Raw genomic sequence first — 16,195 nt, forward strand, 5'->3', positions numbered from 1 at the left:
CTCAGCAGTAAGCGACTTGAGTTTCCTGCCCCACGATGCCGTCATTCGTGCGCGATGGCCGCCAGTACGTTCATGCGCGAGGCGCGCAGGGCCGGCAGCAGCGCCGCGACGACGCCCACCACCGCCGAGCCGACGACGACCGCCACGAGCGTGCCCCAGGGGATCGCCAGCGCGTTCATGCCCTGGAGCGCCAGCACCTGCTGGGTGCACACCCCCCACACCAGCCCCAGTGCCAGCCCCAGCACCGCGCCGAACACCGCGATGACCACCGACTCCAGTCGGATCATCCGGCGCAGCTGACGCCGGGCCAGCCCGATCGCGCGCAGCAGCCCGATCTCCCGGGTGCGCTCCACGACCGACAGGGCGAGGGTGTTGACCACCCCGAGCACCGCGATGACGATCGCCAGTCCGAGCAGCGCGTACACGAGGTAGAGCAGGACCGCGATCTGGTCGTGCACCAGGTCCTTGTAGTCGGCCAGGTCGCGCACCTGGACCTGCGGATACCGGTCCAGCGTCCGCTCCAGTGCCGTGCGCAGCCGGTCCGCGCTCGTACCGGAGGCGGCGTTGACGTAGAGCGCGGACTCCTGGCCGCCCGGCGCGAACCGCTCCAGCGTGTCCAGGCCGAAGTAGATCCCGCCCTGCGTCCCGAACCCGTCCGCGGAGTCCTGGTCGGTGAGGGCCCCGACGGTCAGCTCGGTCCGGCGCCCGCCCTGGAACTCGACGGGGATTGCGCTGCCGACCTTCACGTCGTGGTCGCGCGCGAAGTCCAGGTCCATGGCCAGGTGCCCGGGTGCGAGCGCGGCCGCGGTGTCGCCCCGCGCGTAGGTGATGTGGGCGACCTCGTCGAGCCGAGGGTCGTAGCCCGCGGCGGTCGTCTCGATGCGCTTGCCGTCCGGCAGCGTCACGGCGACGGGCGCGAACCTCGACCGTACGACGAGCCCGGCGCCCTCGGTCTTCCGCACCGCGTCCGTGACCTCCTGCGGGAAGGGCAGGAAGTTGCCGTTCTGCACGACGAAGTCGGCGCCCAGGGTCTTGTCGATCTGGTCGTCGAAGGACTTCGACATCGAGGCGCTGGCCACCGACATCCCGCCGACCAGGGCGAGTCCGACCATGAGGGCGGCGGCGGTGGCGCCGGTGCGGCGGGGGTTGCGCAGGGCGTTGCGCTGGCTCATCCGCCCGACCGGGCCGAAGAGCGCCGGGAATGCGCCGCCCAGCACCCGGATCACCGGCCGCACCAGCAGCGGCCCCGCGATCACGGTCGCGAGGAGCGTCAGGACCACACCGAGGCCGAGCAGCGAGGCCGCCGTCGCCGTCCTCGACGCGAGCACGCACCCCACGAGTGCGGCGGCGCCCGCCGCGCCCACCAGGCCGCCCACGATCCCGCGGACCTTCAACGGCCGTCCGATCCCGGCGATCTCGGCGTCCGCGAGGGCCGCCATGGGGGAGACACCGGCCGCCCGCCGGGCCGGGAGGTAGGCCGCGACGAAGGTGACGCCCACGCCGACGACGTACGCCGCCACGGGCGTGCCCCAGCCGACGGCCATCTCCCCGGTGTCGATGTTCATGCCGAAGGCGTTCATCAGGGCGATGAGCCCGACCGCCAGCCCGATGCCCGCGGCCAGCCCGACCGTCGAGGCGACCAGGCCGAGCAGGGTCGCCTCGGTGAGCACCGAGCGCCGGACCTGCCGCCGGTCGGCGCCGAGGGCGCGCAACAGGCCCAGTTCACGGGTGCGTTGGGCGATCAGCATCGAGAAGGTGTTGACGATGAGGAAGACACCGACCAGGACGGCGATTCCGGCGAATCCGAGCATCACGTATTTGATGACGTCGAGAAATCCGCCGAGTTGGTCGATGTCCGACTTCGCCTGTTCGGCGGCGGTCCGGTACTCGTAGGTGCCCGTGCCGAGCGCCGCGGCCACCCGCTGCTTGAGCTGGTCGTTGCTCACCCCGTCGGCGGCGTCCACGGAGATGCTGGTGGCGGCGGAGGCGGAGCCGAGCAGCTTCGTCTGCGCGGTCGGCGGGTCCAGGTAGACCAGCGAGGCACCGGGGTTGGTGGTGGTGAAGGTGACGATGCCCACGATCCGCACCTTGAACGAGCCGGGAGCCGCGATCACGGTCAGCGGGTCACCGATCCGCAGGTTCTTGCGGTCGGCGGTCTCCGAGTCGACCAGGGCCTCGTCGGCGCCGTGCGGGGCGTGCCCCGACGTGAGCTTCACCGGGCTGCGCGAGGTCGGGTTCCAGTCGGTGCCGATGGTGGGAGCGCCGGTGGTCGAGCCCACCGACTCGTTCCGGGAGTCGACGACGGTGATCCCGTCGGACTCGGCGTCGAAGCGGGCCGCCCCGACGCCGTCGACCCGGGCCACCCGGTCGGCGAGCGCGGCCGGCAGGGTGGCCGTGGTCCCGGAGGGGACGGCCTCCTTGAGGTCTTCCTTCGGGCTGACCGTGAGGTCGGGCGCGGACGAGGCGAAGAGCCGGTCGAAGGTACGGCTCAGGGTGTCGGAGAAGATCAGGCTGCCCGAGACGAAGGCCACGGACAGGACGACGGCCAGGGCGGAGAGGACCAGCCGCCCCTTGTGGGCGAGGAAACTGCGCAGTGTCGCCTTCAGCACGGGGTCAGTCCTTGTCGAGGTTCACGTCGTCGGGGGTGCCGTCGTCCGGGCCACCGCTCCCGGGGGAGGAGCCGCCGTCCCCGGGGGAGGACTGGCCCCGGATCACGTCGAACCGCTTCATGCGCTCCAGCACCGCCTCGGCCGTGGGCCGCTCCATGCTGTCCACGATCCGTCCGTCGCCGAGGAAGAGCACCAGGTCGGAGTGGGCGGCGGCGCCCGGGTCGTGGGTGACCATGACGACGGTCTGGCCCAGCTGGTCGACCGCCTCGCGCAGAAAGCCGAGCACCTCCAGGCCCGCCCGCGAGTCGAGGTTTCCGGTCGGTTCGTCCGCGAAGATCAGCTCGGGCCGGGAGGCCAGCGCCCGGGCGCACGCGACCCGCTGCTGCTGACCGCCGGACAGCTGCGCGGGCCGGTGCCCCAGGCGGTCCCGCAGCCCCAGGGTGTCGATGACCTGGTCCAGCCACTTCTCGTCGGGCTTCTTGCCCGCGATGTCCATGGGCAGAGTGATGTTCTCGGCCGCGTTCAGTGTCGGGATCAGATTGAACGACTGGAACATGAACCCGATCCGGTCCCGGCGCAGCCGGGTCAGCTCGCGATCCTTCAGCCCGGTGATCTCGGTGTCGCCGAGCCACACCTGCCCTCCCGAGACGGTGTCGAGCCCCGCCAGGCAGTGCATCAACGTGGACTTCCCGGAGCCCGAGGGCCCCATGACGGCGGTGAAGCGACCGCGCGCGATGTCGACGTCCACGGCGTCCAGCGCGAGCACGGCCGTCTCGCCGCCGCCGTACGCCTTGGTCAGACCGCGGGCGCGGGCCGCGATCCCGTCGGTCGGAGCGGTCTCGGGGGCGTCCTCCGCAGCAGTGGCCATGGGCCGAGGGTAATGTGATCCGCCCCACACCCGATATCCCCCTTGCGGTCGAGGCGCCCTCCCTCCCAGGTCGGGCCCCTGACACCGATGTAAGGGACACCCCGTGCAAGGGCCATCCTTCCGCCCTGTCCTGGACCCCCCTTGCCGGTGCTAGCGGATCGGCGCTAGCTTCTAGGTATGGCGAAGACTCAGTTGAACGTGCGGGTGGACGAGGGCACCGCCCGCGCCGCCCGTGAACGTGCCCTCGCCCGTGGCGTGAGCGTCAACCGCTACATCGAGGAGCTGGTCATGAAGGACACCGGAGAGGCGGGGCAGGCCTTCGTCGAGGCCGCGGCCGACTTCATGAAGCAGTACGAGTCCGTCTTCGTGGAGGAGTTCGGCAAGGACGGCAAGGAAGACGAGGGTCGTTGAGCGATCTGCACATCGATCTCGCGTGGCTGCTCATGCTCGCCGAGCAGAAGACCCCGGGCGATCCCCAGGTCACCGACTGGGGTGCCCTCGTCGCCGCCGTGGCGCGGCACGAGGCAGAGATCTTCGACATCCCCGTCTACGACAACCCGCATCTGCGCGCCGCCGCCCTGCTGCAACTCCTCATCCACGTCCCGGCGTTGGAGCGCACGAACGCGCTCTTCGCCTGTGCGGTCGCCTACGCCTACCTCGTCGCCAGCGGCCTCAGGGTCGTCACCTCGCCGGTGCTCGTCCGTGATCTCGCCAAGGTGGCCAAGAAGGGCGACGCCTCGGTGCACGACATCGCGCGTGAGCTGCGGAAGTGGACGTTGTGATCCGTGAGCCGCGGAAGCGGGCTCTGCGAGCTGCGGAATCGGCCCTGTGATCAGCCGTCCTCAAGAACGGCCTTGTGATCAGCCGTCCTCAAGAACGGCCCTGTGATCAGCCGTCCCCCGGTGAGGGACGCCACGCGGTGCCGAGCACGCAGAAGGACGGGGGCAGCTTCGGACCCTTCTCCGGCAGCAACACCCGCCGGTAGGGGCCGAGTTCGAACCCGGCCTCGCGCAGTGCCCCGACCGGGTCGCGGGCCAGATGGCAGCCGCCGCTCAACAGCGGCCACACCGTCCGGTCGAGGGCGCGCTGGGTGAAGCGCATCGCGGGCCCGCCGCCCGTGCCGTGCTCGAAGAACCGCACGGTCCCGCCCGGCCGCAGCACCCGCCGTGCCTCGCTCAGCGCACGGGGCACGTCGCGCACACTGCACAGCACCAGCGAGACGACCACGGCGTCGAAGGCCTCGCTCTTGACCGGCAGCGCCTCCGCGGTGCCCGGCACCACATCGACCGGCACCTCGGAGCGCAGGGCGGACTCCACGGCCGACTGCCGCAGCCGGCGCTCCGGTTCGATCGCCACGACCTCGGAGACCGTGCCCGGATAGTGCGCGAAGTTCAGACCGTTGCCCGCGCCGATCTCGATCACCCGCCCCGACAGCCCGGCGAGCAGACGCCGACGCACGCCGGCCATGCCCAGCCTTGTCTCGGCGGCGACGCTGGCCCGCGCGTAGTACCGGGCGAAGAGCGGATGGTGGACGGGATCCCGGGACACCTTGCCGGTGCCGGCGGACCGTAGCGGCATGACAGCCTCCCTCACCGAGGACGGGTCCTACCGCGATTGTCCCCCGTGGGACCCCGTCGCACTCCCTCGGGCAGCTACTGCACGAAGGCGCGCACCTGCTGGTAGACGCCGTGGTCGTTGTTCATGTCGGTGTGCGAAATGCATCCCACCTCGACGTTCGTCGCGCCGTTCAGGATCGCCGTGGTGTCCGGGGTGAGGGCGTCGTCGCAGTTGGACCAGTAACTGGCGTAGGAGACGCTGCCCGGCGTCTCGTCACCGGAGTTGAGGGCGGTGAGGAAGGAGCTGCCGGTGTTCATCTCCGCGCACGAGGTGTACAGCCACGCGCACCAGGAGGCCGTGGTCGTCCCGTGGTTGACGCCGGCCGCCGACACGAAGTCGTCCACGTACGCCGTGCCGCCCAGGTTCTTCAGGTAGTAGCGGGCGCTCAGCGCACCCATGGAGTGGGTGACCAGGTCGACCTTGGAGGCGCCGGTCGCCTTCAGGACCCGCTGGACCTCGCTGGCCAGCTGCTGCGCGGTGGTGACGTTCGACTGGGACCAGCTGTACGACCAGGCGTCCAGCTCGGACGCGCTGTAGCCGTCCGCCTTGAAGTCGGCGATCCAGTCGTCCCAGCTGCTCGCATCGCTGCTGAGACCGTGCACGAACACGATCGGGTTGTGGCTCGCCGCCTGCGCGGGGACCGCGGCGAGGGAGAGGGCCAGAAGGAGCGAAGAGACCACGGCCGTGCCGGCCACGGCGATGCGACGCCTGAAGCGCTGCATGATGCCTCCTGAAACGGGTGGGGTTGCCAGGAGTGTCGGGCCGGGTCCACGCGCGTGGCATCGGCGAAATCGCCGGTCTTTACGGGTCAATTAACTCGCCAGTAACGTGAGTTGCGTGGTGACTCCGGTGAACCCTCCGCATCCGAGCCGTACTTCGCCACCGAGACGCGTGATCCAGGCGCTTCCCGAGGGCGTGAGGGTACGGCTGCTGCATTCCGTTTACGGCGATCCGCATGCCGCCGCCGAGCTCGTGACGCTGCTGAGCGACCGCCAGTCGGCCGGCCTCGACCCGCTCCCCACCGAACCCGCCTCGCTCGCACCGCAGTTGCTGCGCGCACTACGCGCGGAGATCCGGTCCCTGCCCGACGACACCCGCCTGCTGCTGCTCCTCGCGGCGGCCGACCAGTACCCGGTCGCAACCCACGCCTTCTCCCGGGCCGCCACCGCCGCCCGCCTCGACACCCGCCCGCTGGAGCGAGCGGAGACCGCGGGCGTGGCGCACTTCGGCACCGGGGGTGTGGTCTTCCGGGACACCTGGACGAGGATCGCCGCGTACGAGTCCGGGTCCCCGGCCGACCGCCGTGACGTCCACCGCCTGCTGGCCAGGGTGCTGCACGGAGACGGCGAGTCGCCCCGGCGTTCCTGGCACCGTGGCGCGGGCGCGCTGGGCCCGAGCGCACGGCTGGTGGCGGAGTTGCGGGGTGCGGCCGGCAAGGCTCGCCGCACCGGTCAACCCGCCCTGGCACGAGCTCTGTTGGAGCGGGCTGCCGCGCTCTGTCCGGATCCTGCGGAGCGCTCGCGTCTGGTGACACGTGCCGCCGCCGACGCCTGGCAGGCCGGCGACGGCGACCGGGCCCGCCGCCTGGTGGCCGACGGCACGGCGGACGACGCGCTCCCGGGACTGTTCGCGCTCCGGGCGGGCAACGCCACGGAGGCGTTCGACGCGCTGCTGGGCGCGGTGGCGCAGCGGGCGAGACCGGGAAGACGGAACGATCCTCCGGACGGGGACGGGGACGGGGACGGGGACGGGACGTCAGGCGACCGGGGGAGGTCAGGGGACACGGGGAGGTCAGGGGACACGGGGAGGTCAGGAGGCAAAGGCGTGCCCTTCGACCCCGCCGCCCACCTCCTCGCCCGCGCCACCGAAGCCGCCGTCTACACCGGCGACCTGCGGCGCTGCCGCGAGGCGGCCCGGATGGCCGAGCGGCTCGGGGTCGCGTCGCCCGGCACCCTCGGGGGACTCGCCGCCGCCTTCGAGGGGCGGTACGAGGACGCCCGCGACCTCCTCCAGGCGGCCGCCGGGCGCTGCGGGCCGGGCGGGGATCCCACCCTCCTCGTCCACGCCGGCATCGCCTCGCTGATGCTCGGCGACCACACCCGCGCCGCCACCGCGACCCTGCGCGCCGCAGCCTCCGCCCGTGCCCGGGGCGCGACCGGCGCCCAGGCGCAGGCCATGGAGTTCCGTGCCTACGCCGACTTCTGGACGGGCCGCCCGCAAGCAGGCCGGGCCGCCGCGACGGAGGCCCTGCACCAGGCGTACGCCACCGGCCAGGACAACGGCGCCTGCCACCTCCGGGCCGCCCTCGCCATGTTCGCGGCGATCACCGGTGACGCCGACGTCTGCCGTGAACAGGCCGCCGCCGCACGGTCGTACGCCCTCGCCCGGGGCCTCGGCCTGCCTGCCGCCCTCGCCCAGTGGGCGCTCGCCTTCCTCGACCTCACCGACGGCCGCTTCGCCGGTGCGGCGGCCCGGCTGCGGGCCCTCGCCGGGTTCGGCCCCGGCCACGGACACCGGGCCATCCGGCACCTGGCCACCCCGCACTACGTCGAGGCCGCCGTCCGCACCGGTGACACCCGGATCGCGCGCGCCGCCCACGCCGACTACCACCGCTGGGCGACGGCCGTGCGCAGCCCCGACGACCTGGCCCTGAGCGCCCGCTGCCGGGCCCTGCTGGCGCCGGGAGAGGAGGCCGTCGAGCACTACCGCACGGCCCTCGCCCTGCATGCCCGCGGCACCCGGGACTTCGAACGCGCCCGCACCGAGCTCCTGTTCGGCAGCGCCCTGCGCCGTCTGCGGCACCGCACGGAGGCCCGGGACCGGCTCCACAGTGCCCTCGAAGCCTTCGACCACTTCGGGGCACCGCACTGCGCCGCCCGGGCGAGAGCCGAACTCCGCGCCCTGGGTGTCCCCGCCGCCCCGACCCACTCCGTCGATCCGGCCGCCCGCCTCACCGCCCAGCAACTGCTGGTCGCCCGCATGGTCGCCGAGGGCGCCACCAACCGCGAGATCGCCGCCCGCCTGGCCCTCAGCCCCCGCACGATCGACCACCATCTGCGGGGCGTGTTCACCCGGTTGGGCATCCGCTCACGCATCGACCTGGTACGGCTCATCGCCGGCAGCGAGGTCCCCTGACGGCCTGCGCCCAGGGTGAGGCCGCAGTTTCCCGACGGGCTGCGCTCAGGGTAAGGCCGCAGTGCCTGACGGGCTGCGCTCAGGGTAAGGCTGCCGGTCTCCTGACGGCCTGCACCCAGAGGTGAGGCCCCTCGACGGATCAGCCCGCCTCGCGCACCCCGAACGCCTCCGCGTCCCACGTCCCGTCCAGCCGCGGTGCCAGCCAACTCGGCGCCGCCGCACGGAAGTCGGCGGGCGCGAGCCGCCCCGCCCCGGCCGGCAGCGCGCCGAGCAGCGGGGCCCCGGACACCTCCGGCAGGTCCGCGACATTGCACCGCGAGGCGAGGTCGGGGGAGTCGGGCCAGCTGCCGATCACCACACCCGCCAAGTCCAGTAGGCGGCGGCGCAGTTCACGGGCCGTCAGTTCGGTGGTGTTGAGCGTGCCCAGACCCGCCGACGCCACGACCAGGACCGGCGCCCGCAGCAGCTCCGCCGCGTCGGCCAGAGTCCCGCCCGCCTCGTCGAAGCGGACGAGCAGCCCGCCCGCCCCCTCCACCAGTACCAGGTCGTGCTCGGTGGCCAGCTTGGCGGCGGCCTCGGCGATCCCGGCAGGGCGGACCGGTTCGAGAGCGGCCCTGCGCGCAGCCGTCGCCGGGGCCAACGGCTCGGGAAAACGGGCCAGTTCGGCCTTCGTCACGGATCCCGCGAGCCGGGCCACCTCCTCGACGTCCCCGGCCTCGTCCGGCCGTACGCCGGTCTGCGCGGCCTTCAGGACGGCGACCGTCCGCCCCGCCGCGAGCGCCGCCGCGGCGACGGCGGCCGTGGTGACCGTCTTGCCGACCTCCGTGCCCGTGCCCGTGATCACCAGGACCGGCATGTCATCCCTCCTTCGCCGCCGCGCACACCGCGCGCGCGATCCGTGCCACGTCCTCGTCGCCGGTGACGTACGGCGGCATCGTGTAGACGAGGTCGCGGAACGGGCGCAGCCACACACCCTCGCGTACGGCGGCCTCCGTGGCGGCCCTCATGTCGACCTCGTGGTCCAGCTGCACGACCCCGATGGCGCCCAGAACCCGTACGTCCCGCACGCCCGGGAGCTCGCGGGCCGGTGCCAGCCCCTCCCGCAACCCCGCCTCGATCCGCTTGACCTCCGCGAGCCAGTCCTGCCGGAGCAGCAGCCCGATCGAGGCGCAGGCCACCGAGGCGGCCAGCGGGTTGCCCATGAAGGTCGGGCCGTGCGCCAGCACCGGAACCTCGCCCCGCGAGATCCCCTCGGCCACCCGGGGCGTGCACAACGTCGCCGCCATCGTCAGGTAGCCACCGGTCAGCGCCTTGCCCACGCACATCACGTCCGGCGTCACCGCCGCGTGCTCCGCCGCGAACAGCGCGCCCGTGCGACCGAACCCGGTCGCGATCTCGTCGAACACCAGCAGCACGTCGTGGGCGTCGCACGCCTCGCGCAGCACCCGCAGATACGCGGGGGAGTGGAACCGCATCCCGCCCGCGCCCTGCACCACCGGCTCCACGATCACCGCGGCCAGCTCGTCCGCGTGCCGCTCGATCGCCGCCCGCAGCTGCTCGGCGTACGCCTCCTCGTACCCGGCCGGGGGCGCGTCCACGAACACCTGGCGGGGCAGCACCCCGGACCACAGCTCGTGCATCCCGCCCTCGGGGTCGCACACCGACATCGGCTGCCAGGTGTCCCCGTGGTAGCCGCCGCGCCACGTCAGCAGGCGCTGCTTGCCGCTGCGGCCCAGTGAGCGCCAGTACTGGAGGCACATCTTCACCGCGACCTCGACCGACACGGACCCCGAGTCGGCCAGGAAGACATGCTCGAGCCCCTCGGGAGACATGTCGACAAGGAGCTTCGCCAGCCGGACGGCGGGCTCGTGGGTGAGCCCGCCGAACATCACATGGCTCATCCGCCCGAGCTGCTCCCGGGCGGCCTCGTTCAGCACCGGGTGGTTGTAGCCGTGGATGGCCGACCACCAGGAGGACATGCCGTCCACGAGGTCACCGGAGGAGGTGCGCAGCCGCACCCCGCTCGCCGACTTCACGACGAGCGGGTCGACCCGGCCGGGCATCGGACCGTACGGATGCCACACGTGCCGCCGGTCGAGCGCGAGCAGTTCCGACACCGGCAGGCCGGGCAGATCAGGCATTGGGCGCGAGATCCGTACCGGCACCACGGCGGCGTACGGCGACCAGATCCGTCCGGGGCTCGCTCACCGCCGGGGCCGAGGCGGCCGTACCGCAGACGCCACCGCCCGCGTGCGACCCGCAACCGGCGCTCTCGGCCGCCTCCGAGCCGCAGCCGCCGCCCTCGTGAGAGCCGCAGCCGCCGGTTTCATGCGACCCGCAGCCGCCCCCGGCCGTCACCCGGTGCTCCGGCAGCGTCACCTCACCCGCGCCCTCCACCTCGAACCCGGCGTCGGCGATCATCTCCAGGTCGGCCTTGCCGGCCTGGCCCTCGGTGGTGAGGTAGTCGCCGAGGAAGATCGAGTTGGCGAGGTGCAGGGCGAGGGGCTGCATGGTACGCAGGTGGACCTCGCGGCCGCCCGCGATGCGGACCTCCACGTCCGGGCAGACGAAGCGGACCATCGCGAGGATCCGCAGACAGCGCTGCGGGGTGAGGTTCCACTCCTTGGCCAGCGGGGTGCCCTCGACCGGGATCAGGAAGTTGACCGGAACCGAGTCGGGGTCCAGCTCGCGCAGCGAGTAGACGACGTCCACGAGGTCCTCGTCGGACTCGCCCATGCCGGCGATCAGGCCGGAGCAGGCGGACAGGCCGGCCGCGTGCGCCTTGTTCACGGTGTCGACCCGGTCGGCGTAGGTGTGGGTGGTCGTGATGTCGCCGTAGGTCGACTCGGACGTGTTCAGGTTGTGGTTGTAGGCGTCCGCGCCCGCCTCGCGCAGCCGCTCGGCCTGGCCGTCGGACAGCAGGCCGAGACAGGCGCACACCTCGACGCCCTCGTTCTGCTCCTTGATCGCCTTGATGGTGCCGGCGACCCGGTCCACGTCCCGGTCGGTCGGGCCGCGCCCGGACGCCACCAGGCAGACCCGCTTGGCGCCGCCGGCCAGCCCGGCCGCGGCGGCCTCGGAGGCCTGCTCGGGCTTGAGCCAGGTGTACTTCAGGATGCCGGTCGAGGACCCGAGCCGCTGGGAGCAGTAGGAGCAGTCCTCGGGGCACAGCCCGGACTTCAGGTTGACGAGATAGTTGAGTTTCACCCGCCGCCCGAACCAGTGCCGGCGCACCTTCCCGGCCGCCGTCACCACATCGAGCAGCTCGTCGTCGGACGTGGCCAGTACGGCCAGCGCCTCCTCGCGGGTCGGCAGCTCGCGCCGAAGCCCCTTGTCCACCAGCGTGTTCAGCAGGTCCATGAGAGCCGATCCTGTCCTACGGACCCGCCCCGGGCCAAGGTAGGGATCGCACAACACACCCGCATCGACGTGTGGGTATTGCCACACCGTGGGTGAGGTTCACTGCCACTAGGGTCTGTTCGTTGTCTACAAAAGCCCCGGAGGAGCCATGGCGTTCGGCTGGATCGACGAGCAGGCGGCGGCGCGCCGACGGGCCGGACTCGTACGGAGCCTGCGGCCCCGCCCGGCCGACTCGCCGCTGCTCGATCTCGCGAGCAACGACTACCTGGGCCTGGCCCGCCACCCCGAGGTCGTGGCGGGGGCGCAGGAGGCAGCCCGGACCTGGGGCGCCGGCGCGACCGGGTCCCGGCTCGTCACCGGCACCACCGAACTGCACACCGCGCTCGAACGCGAGCTGGCCGCCTTCTGCGGCTTCGAGGCCGCGCTCGTCTTCTCCTCCGGCTACGCGGCCAACCTCGCCGCCGTCACCGCGCTCGCCCCGCACGGCTCGCTGATCGTCTCCGACGCGGGCAACCACGCCTCCCTCATCGACGGCTGCCGGCTGGCCCGCGGCACGACCCAGGTGGTCGCGCACGCCGACCCGGACGCCCTCCGCAAGGCGCTCGGTACGCACGACGGTCCCGCGCTCGCCGTCTCCGACACCGTCTTCTCCGTCGACGGCGACGCCGCGCCCCTGGCCGGCCTCGCCGAGGCATGCCGGGAGCGCGGCGCGGGCCTGGTCGTCGACGACGCCCACGGCCTGGGCGTGCTCGGCGCCGGCGGCCGCGGGGCCCCGCACGCGGCGGGACTCGCGGGCGCCGACGACGTGGTCGTCACGGTCACGCTGTCCAAGTCGCTCGGCAGCCAGGGCGGAGCCGTGCTCGGCCCCGCACGGGTGATCGAGCACCTGGTCAACGCGGCACGGACGTTCATCTTCGACACCGGTCTGGCCCCCGCGGCGGCGGGAGCCGCCCTCGCGGCCCTGCGGCTGCTCGGCCGTGAACCCGAACGGGCCGCACGCGCGCGTGAGGTGGCGACCGGACTGCACGCACGCCTGACCGCCGCGGGTCTGGAAGCGGTACGTCCGGACGCCGCGGTGGTCTCGGTGCGGGCACCCTCCCCGGAGGAGGCCGTGCGGTGGGCGGCCGACTGCCGTGCGGCCGGGCTGTTCGTGGGCTGTTTCCGGCCCCCGTCCGTGCCCGACGGGATCTCACGGCTCAGGCTGACCGCCCGCGCCGACCTCACCGAGGAGCAGATCGAACGCGCTGTACAGGTGATCGGCGGGACACGACCATGAGTCGGCGTGACACGGCCGTGCGCCGGATGGACTGAGGGTCAGAACGCGGCTGTGAAGCCCGCCCAGCTCTCGGGGGAGAAGAGCAGCGCGGGTCCGTCCGGGTTCTTGGAGTCGCGGACGGCGAGCAGCCCGGCCCAGGGCCCGGCCGACGGCCTCGCCGTCTCGACGCAGTTGTTCGCTCCGGTGCTGTAACTGCTGCGCAGCCACCGCACTTCACGCAGATCGGTACTGGAAGGAACGTGCCGAGGCAGTGCAGACATGGTGCCTCCTTACGCGCCGTCACCTATCGCGGCGATGTAATCCAACGATTCCTCGGGCGAAAGGGCGTGGCCCTGAAGGGTGTTGAAGGCCTCGGTGTAGGCCTCCAGGTCTTCTTTCCGTTCGAGGTAGAGGCTACTCGTCAAGTGGTCGAGAACAACCACGTCCAGATCAGAAGTGCTCGAAAATGAGAAGATAACGAAAGGCCCGGTGATACCCACATGCGCCCCGGCCGTGAACGGCAGTACCTGTAGGCACACTTGTGGCAGCCGGGCCGCCTCCAGGAGCCTGCGCAGCTGCCGGGTCATCACCTCCGGGCCGCCGACCTCCCGCCGCAGCACCGCCTCGTCCAGGACGGCGCTCAGCTCCAGCGGCCGCTCGGCGCGCAGCACGTCCTGACGGGCCAGCCGCACCTCGACCAGCGCGTCGAGCCGCTCGTCGTCGAGCCCGTCCACCGAGGCCCTGGTCACCGCGCGGGCGTACTCGGGGGTCTGGAGCAGCCCGGGCACCACCGAGGTCTCCAGGGTGCGCATCTCGCTCGCCTGGGACTCCAGACTGATGAAGTCCCGGTAGGTCGGCGGCAGTACGCCCCGATAGGCGTGCCACCAGTGGTGCCGGCCGCTCCCGCCCCCGTCCGAACCGGCCAATACCAGCAACAGCTCCCGCAGATCCGCGTCCGTCACGCCGAAGGCGTCGAGGAGTAACCGCACATCGGCCGGTTTCACCCCGCTGGCGCCGGTCTCGATCCGGCTCACCTTCGACTGGTGCCAGCCCACGAGCCGGGCGGCCTCACCGCTGGTGAGCCCCGCACTCGCGCGCAGCGCACGCAGTTCGGCGCCCAGCTTTCGACGGCGCACCGCGGGACCGTGCTGCATGCGCTACTCCTTACTCCTTACGAGCCGCCCAAATACGGTCTCGCGTCGCAGAGTTCACCGCTTCGAGCGACAGATATATGCATATCTTGGTGGATCGGCACCCGTCACCGCCTCGGTAATGGCACTCTGACGAAGAACCACCAGTCCGGGACCGTACTCGAACCATCCGCACCGTGTCGGACTTCGGTCCCGTGGGAAAGGGACGACGTCGCCATGGCAGATCACCTGGAAGCATCCGTCACTCTGCCGAGCGAACCCGCCTCGGTCTCCGCGGCCCGCACCTACGTCCTGAGCACCCTCGCGGAGTGGGGACTGCCCTCGGCCACGGACACCGCCGAGACCGTCCGCCTCATCGTCTCCGAACTCGCCACCAACGCCGTACAGCACACCTTCGGGCAGTCACCCACGTTCACGGTGGACATCGAGCTGGACCGTGACGAACATCTGCGCATCGGGGTCACCGACAGCCATCCCCGCTTCCCCAAGCGCCTTCCGGCCGCGGTGCAGCAGGACAACGGACGCGGGATGGTGATCGTGCGCTGGCTCGCCGCGGAGAGCGGCGGCAAACTGAGAGTCAGGCCCACCCGGGAGGGCGGCAAGACCGTCTCCATCGAACTTCCGTGGACGGTACCGGCGCAGCCGGTCAGCGCCGCGGGACAGCAGGAGCCGTAGAAACAACAAAGGGACCGCGCGTGGCCGACCCCGCGCAGAGCGCCCGAATGGCGCCTGCGGCGGCTATAGCCTCGCCGGTCCGGTGGACGACCGAAATACGTACGGCGCACAGCGCCGGCCCTCAGCAGCCGTCTTGAACGGCTTTGTGGAACGTCTGAGCGTGTGTCAGGGGTTCCGGGAGTCCCGAGGGACCGGCGGCAGGTCAGGGCGCCGCCGGTCCCTCGGGGCGTCACTTGACCCGGCCGTACCAGACGCTCTTCGTCCAGATCTTCTGGAGTCGCACCACGTCACCGGTCTTGGGGGCGTGCCAGATCTTTCCCTTCCCGGCGTAGATGCCTACGTGGTAGACGTTCGAGCCCGAGTGGAAGAACACCAGGTCACCAGCCTTGCGGCTGCCGGCCTTGATGTGGCGGGTCTTGTTGTACTGCTGGGCCGCCGTGCGCGGGAGCTTCTTGCCCACCTTCTTGAACGAGTACTGCGTCAGCCCTGAGCAGTCGAAGCGGCGGGGTCCCGTGGCGCCGTACTTGTACGGCGAGCCCTTCTTGGAGGCCGCGACCTTGAGTGCCTTCGTCGCCGGCGTCGCGGCGGCGGCGTCGGCTGCGACGCCCGGAACCACGACGGAGCCGCCCACGGCGGCCATGGCGAAGGCCGAGACCGTACCGGCTCGGACCATCAGCGACGGGACACGATTGAGCGCAGTCATGCGCAACCCTTCGTCAGCCGCCTGTGAAGGATGACCTGTCGGATTCGGGCTGGCGAAGTTGCCCGGCCGCTGACGCGGCTTCACCCCAAGGGCTGCTCGGCCCGGTCATGGCGTGACCGTCCCGGCGACCCGTCGTGCTTGGGTCCTCCACTCCTGCCGATCCACTTCTGTCGACCTGTCATCCGCGCGGCGGCAGGACTCGGCGTCCGCCCGGATCGCCCCGCCGCTGCGGCGGGGTCTTGTCGTCAGACAGGGATCTTGGCGTACGGAAGTGCGAAAAACCCAACGGAACCGTGGATTTGTGTTGTTACTCACCACTCACTCGTTTGGGTGAACACCCCTTCGAACGCAGGCGTGTCGAGGGCCAAAGGAGCCCCGGACCAGCACAGAAACTCCTCATTCCACTCCCGTGTCGGACGTCGTGCGCACCCCTGACGAGCGTGAAAAAGGAGCAGCGCCTCCTCCAATAGGGGGTACGTCGTTTGGTCCGTTTCGACTCAGCTCCGGACGCCTCGTCAACTGTCCGCGGCGGGCGGTACGGTGACCCGGGCCGTGCGCCGCTCGCCGTCCAGGACCCGCAGCGCCCGGGCCAGCGTCGCCGCGTGCAGCTCGCGCTCACCGCGCGCGTGCATCAGGACCAGCGCGTCGCGCAGCTCGGCCGCCCTGCTCACCAGGGCCTGGGCCGCGCGAAGTCCGCCGTAGGTGTCCTCGTGCCGCGCCGGGTTGATCCGGCCCAGCAGGTCGACCACGTCGAGATAACGGTCGATCAGCTCGCCCTCCGCGCGCGTGAGCGCGGGCAGCGGTGGCAGGTCGGGGACCATC

16 protein-coding genes and 1 riboswitch are annotated in these 16,195 nt (G+C 71.8%); of the genes, 5 read left to right on the forward strand and 11 right to left on the reverse strand.

The genetic code is table 11. From position 1 onward, the window contains the following. Window positions 1-41: 41 nt before the first annotated feature. Together IF54_RS0109110 and IF54_RS0109115 are read right to left on the reverse strand one after the other, a co-directional pair. Window positions 42-2,609, reverse strand: a complete 2,568-nt coding sequence (locus tag IF54_RS0109110; protein ID WP_030316376.1) for an ABC transporter permease — start codon at window positions 2,607-2,609, stop codon at window positions 42-44. 4 nt (window positions 2,610-2,613) lie between these two features. After that, the gene (locus IF54_RS0109115; RefSeq protein ID WP_030316378.1) at window positions 2,614-3,477 is read right to left on the reverse strand and encodes an ABC transporter ATP-binding protein; all 864 of its coding nucleotides are present in this window, start codon (window positions 3,475-3,477) and stop codon (window positions 2,614-2,616) included. A gap of 177 nt (window positions 3,478-3,654) precedes the next feature. On the opposite strand from IF54_RS0109115, the gene IF54_RS0109120 reads away from it, so the two are divergent. Both IF54_RS0109120 and IF54_RS0109125 read left to right on the forward strand, forming a co-directional pair. Next, window positions 3,655-3,888, forward strand: a complete 234-nt coding sequence (locus IF54_RS0109120; protein ID WP_030316380.1) for a hypothetical protein — start codon at window positions 3,655-3,657, stop codon at window positions 3,886-3,888. Beyond that, the gene (locus tag IF54_RS0109125; protein ID WP_020140474.1) at window positions 3,885-4,259 is read left to right on the forward strand and encodes a hypothetical protein; all 375 of its coding nucleotides are present in this window, start codon (window positions 3,885-3,887) and stop codon (window positions 4,257-4,259) included. Before IF54_RS0109120 ends, IF54_RS0109125 begins: the two co-directional genes overlap by 4 nt. A 106-nt stretch (window positions 4,260-4,365) precedes the next feature. Here IF54_RS0109125 and IF54_RS0109130 read toward each other — a convergent pair whose 3' ends face one another. Next, window positions 4,366-5,055 carry a class I SAM-dependent methyltransferase gene (locus IF54_RS0109130; protein ID WP_030316382.1) on the reverse strand — a complete coding sequence of 230 codons (690 nt, stop codon included), beginning with the start codon at window positions 5,053-5,055 and terminating at the stop codon, window positions 4,366-4,368. A gap of 74 nt (window positions 5,056-5,129) precedes the next feature. Continuing rightward, window positions 5,130-5,816 carry an esterase/lipase family protein gene (locus IF54_RS0109135; RefSeq protein WP_030316385.1) on the reverse strand — a complete coding sequence of 229 codons (687 nt, stop codon included), beginning with the start codon at window positions 5,814-5,816 and terminating at the stop codon, window positions 5,130-5,132. Window positions 5,817-5,985: 169 nt separating this feature from the next. Between IF54_RS0109135 and IF54_RS0109140 the strand changes: the two genes are divergently transcribed. Continuing rightward, on the forward strand, window positions 5,986-8,229 hold the full coding sequence (locus tag IF54_RS0109140) for a helix-turn-helix domain-containing protein (protein ID WP_199821193.1): 2,244 nt from the start codon (window positions 5,986-5,988) through the stop codon (window positions 8,227-8,229). Between the two features lie 139 nt (window positions 8,230-8,368). Here IF54_RS0109140 and bioD read toward each other — a convergent pair whose 3' ends face one another. The 3 genes from bioD to bioB are packed head-to-tail and all read right to left on the reverse strand — an operon-like array spanning window position 8,369 to window position 11,589. After that, window positions 8,369-9,085 (reverse strand): dethiobiotin synthase, encoded by a 717-nt coding sequence (gene bioD, locus IF54_RS0109145; protein ID WP_030316389.1) that lies wholly within the window; start codon window positions 9,083-9,085, stop codon window positions 8,369-8,371. 1 nt (window position 9,086) lies between these two features. After that, window positions 9,087-10,370, reverse strand: coding sequence for an adenosylmethionine--8-amino-7-oxononanoate transaminase (locus IF54_RS0109150; protein ID WP_030316391.1), 1,284 nt, complete (start codon window positions 10,368-10,370; stop codon window positions 9,087-9,089). Further along, window positions 10,363-11,589: a biotin synthase BioB gene (gene bioB / locus IF54_RS0109155; protein ID WP_030316393.1), complete on the reverse strand. Its 1,227-nt coding sequence runs from the start codon at window positions 11,587-11,589 to the stop codon at window positions 10,363-10,365. Before bioB ends, IF54_RS0109150 begins: the two co-directional genes overlap by 8 nt. Window positions 11,590-11,737: 148 nt before the next feature. Here bioB and IF54_RS0109160 point away from each other — a divergent pair, with 148 nt between their 5' ends. Next, complete coding sequence (locus IF54_RS0109160; RefSeq protein ID WP_030316398.1) at window positions 11,738-12,865, forward strand: 8-amino-7-oxononanoate synthase; 1,128 nt, start codon at window positions 11,738-11,740, stop codon at window positions 12,863-12,865. A gap of 38 nt (window positions 12,866-12,903) precedes the next feature. Here IF54_RS0109160 and IF54_RS0109165 read toward each other — a convergent pair whose 3' ends face one another. Beyond that, window positions 12,904-13,125, reverse strand: coding sequence for a DUF397 domain-containing protein (locus IF54_RS0109165; protein ID WP_030316399.1), 222 nt, complete (start codon window positions 13,123-13,125; stop codon window positions 12,904-12,906). Window positions 13,126-13,134: 9 nt separating this feature from the next. Then, window positions 13,135-13,998, reverse strand: coding sequence for a helix-turn-helix domain-containing protein (locus IF54_RS0109170; protein ID WP_030316400.1), 864 nt, complete (start codon window positions 13,996-13,998; stop codon window positions 13,135-13,137). Between the two features lie 213 nt (window positions 13,999-14,211). On the opposite strand from IF54_RS0109170, the gene IF54_RS0109175 reads away from it, so the two are divergent. Continuing rightward, window positions 14,212-14,670 carry an ATP-binding protein gene (locus IF54_RS0109175; protein ID WP_030316402.1) on the forward strand — a complete coding sequence of 153 codons (459 nt, stop codon included), beginning with the start codon at window positions 14,212-14,214 and terminating at the stop codon, window positions 14,668-14,670. 229 nt (window positions 14,671-14,899) lie between these two features. Here IF54_RS0109175 and IF54_RS0109180 read toward each other — a convergent pair whose 3' ends face one another. Next, window positions 14,900-15,373, reverse strand: coding sequence for a C40 family peptidase (locus IF54_RS0109180; RefSeq protein ID WP_030316404.1), 474 nt, complete (start codon window positions 15,371-15,373; stop codon window positions 14,900-14,902). A gap of 3 nt (window positions 15,374-15,376) precedes the next feature. Then, a riboswitch (cyclic di-AMP (ydaO/yuaA leader) is annotated at window positions 15,377-15,556 on the reverse strand. Between the two features lie 332 nt (window positions 15,557-15,888). Beyond that, window positions 15,889-16,194, reverse strand: a complete 306-nt coding sequence (locus IF54_RS0109185) for a hypothetical protein (RefSeq protein ID WP_030316406.1) — start codon at window positions 16,192-16,194, stop codon at window positions 15,889-15,891. Window position 16,195 lies beyond the last annotated feature (1 nt).

Origin of the sequence: Streptomyces sp. NRRL B-3229 (assembly GCF_000719505.1) — a bacterium.
Lineage (GTDB): Bacteria > Actinomycetota > Actinomycetes > Streptomycetales > Streptomycetaceae > Streptomyces > Streptomyces griseorubiginosus.

Coding starts and splice junctions, on each gene's coding strand:
- IF54_RS0109150 (WP_030316391.1), bottom strand. CDS start 10,370: ATGCCTGATCTGCCCGGCCTGCCGGTGTCGGAACTGCTCGCGCTCGAC.
- IF54_RS0109185 (WP_030316406.1), bottom strand. CDS start 16,194: ATGGTCCCCGACCTGCCACCGCTGCCCGCGCTCACGCGCGCGGAGGGC.
- IF54_RS0109175 (WP_030316402.1), top strand. CDS start 14,212: ATGGCAGATCACCTGGAAGCATCCGTCACTCTGCCGAGCGAACCCGCC.
- IF54_RS0109120 (WP_030316380.1), top strand. CDS start 3,655: ATGGCGAAGACTCAGTTGAACGTGCGGGTGGACGAGGGCACCGCCCGC.
- IF54_RS0109135 (WP_030316385.1), bottom strand. CDS start 5,816: ATGCAGCGCTTCAGGCGTCGCATCGCCGTGGCCGGCACGGCCGTGGTC.
- bioD (WP_030316389.1), bottom strand. CDS start 9,085: ATGCCGGTCCTGGTGATCACGGGCACGGGCACGGAGGTCGGCAAGACG.
- IF54_RS0109180 (WP_030316404.1), bottom strand. CDS start 15,373: ATGACTGCGCTCAATCGTGTCCCGTCGCTGATGGTCCGAGCCGGTACG.
- IF54_RS0109130 (WP_030316382.1), bottom strand. CDS start 5,055: ATGCCGCTACGGTCCGCCGGCACCGGCAAGGTGTCCCGGGATCCCGTC.
- bioB (WP_030316393.1), bottom strand. CDS start 11,589: ATGGACCTGCTGAACACGCTGGTGGACAAGGGGCTTCGGCGCGAGCTG.
- IF54_RS0109165 (WP_030316399.1), bottom strand. CDS start 13,125: ATGTCTGCACTGCCTCGGCACGTTCCTTCCAGTACCGATCTGCGTGAA.
- IF54_RS0109170 (WP_030316400.1), bottom strand. CDS start 13,998: ATGCAGCACGGTCCCGCGGTGCGCCGTCGAAAGCTGGGCGCCGAACTG.
- IF54_RS0109115 (WP_030316378.1), bottom strand. CDS start 3,477: ATGGCCACTGCTGCGGAGGACGCCCCCGAGACCGCTCCGACCGACGGG.
- IF54_RS0109160 (WP_030316398.1), top strand. CDS start 11,738: ATGGCGTTCGGCTGGATCGACGAGCAGGCGGCGGCGCGCCGACGGGCC.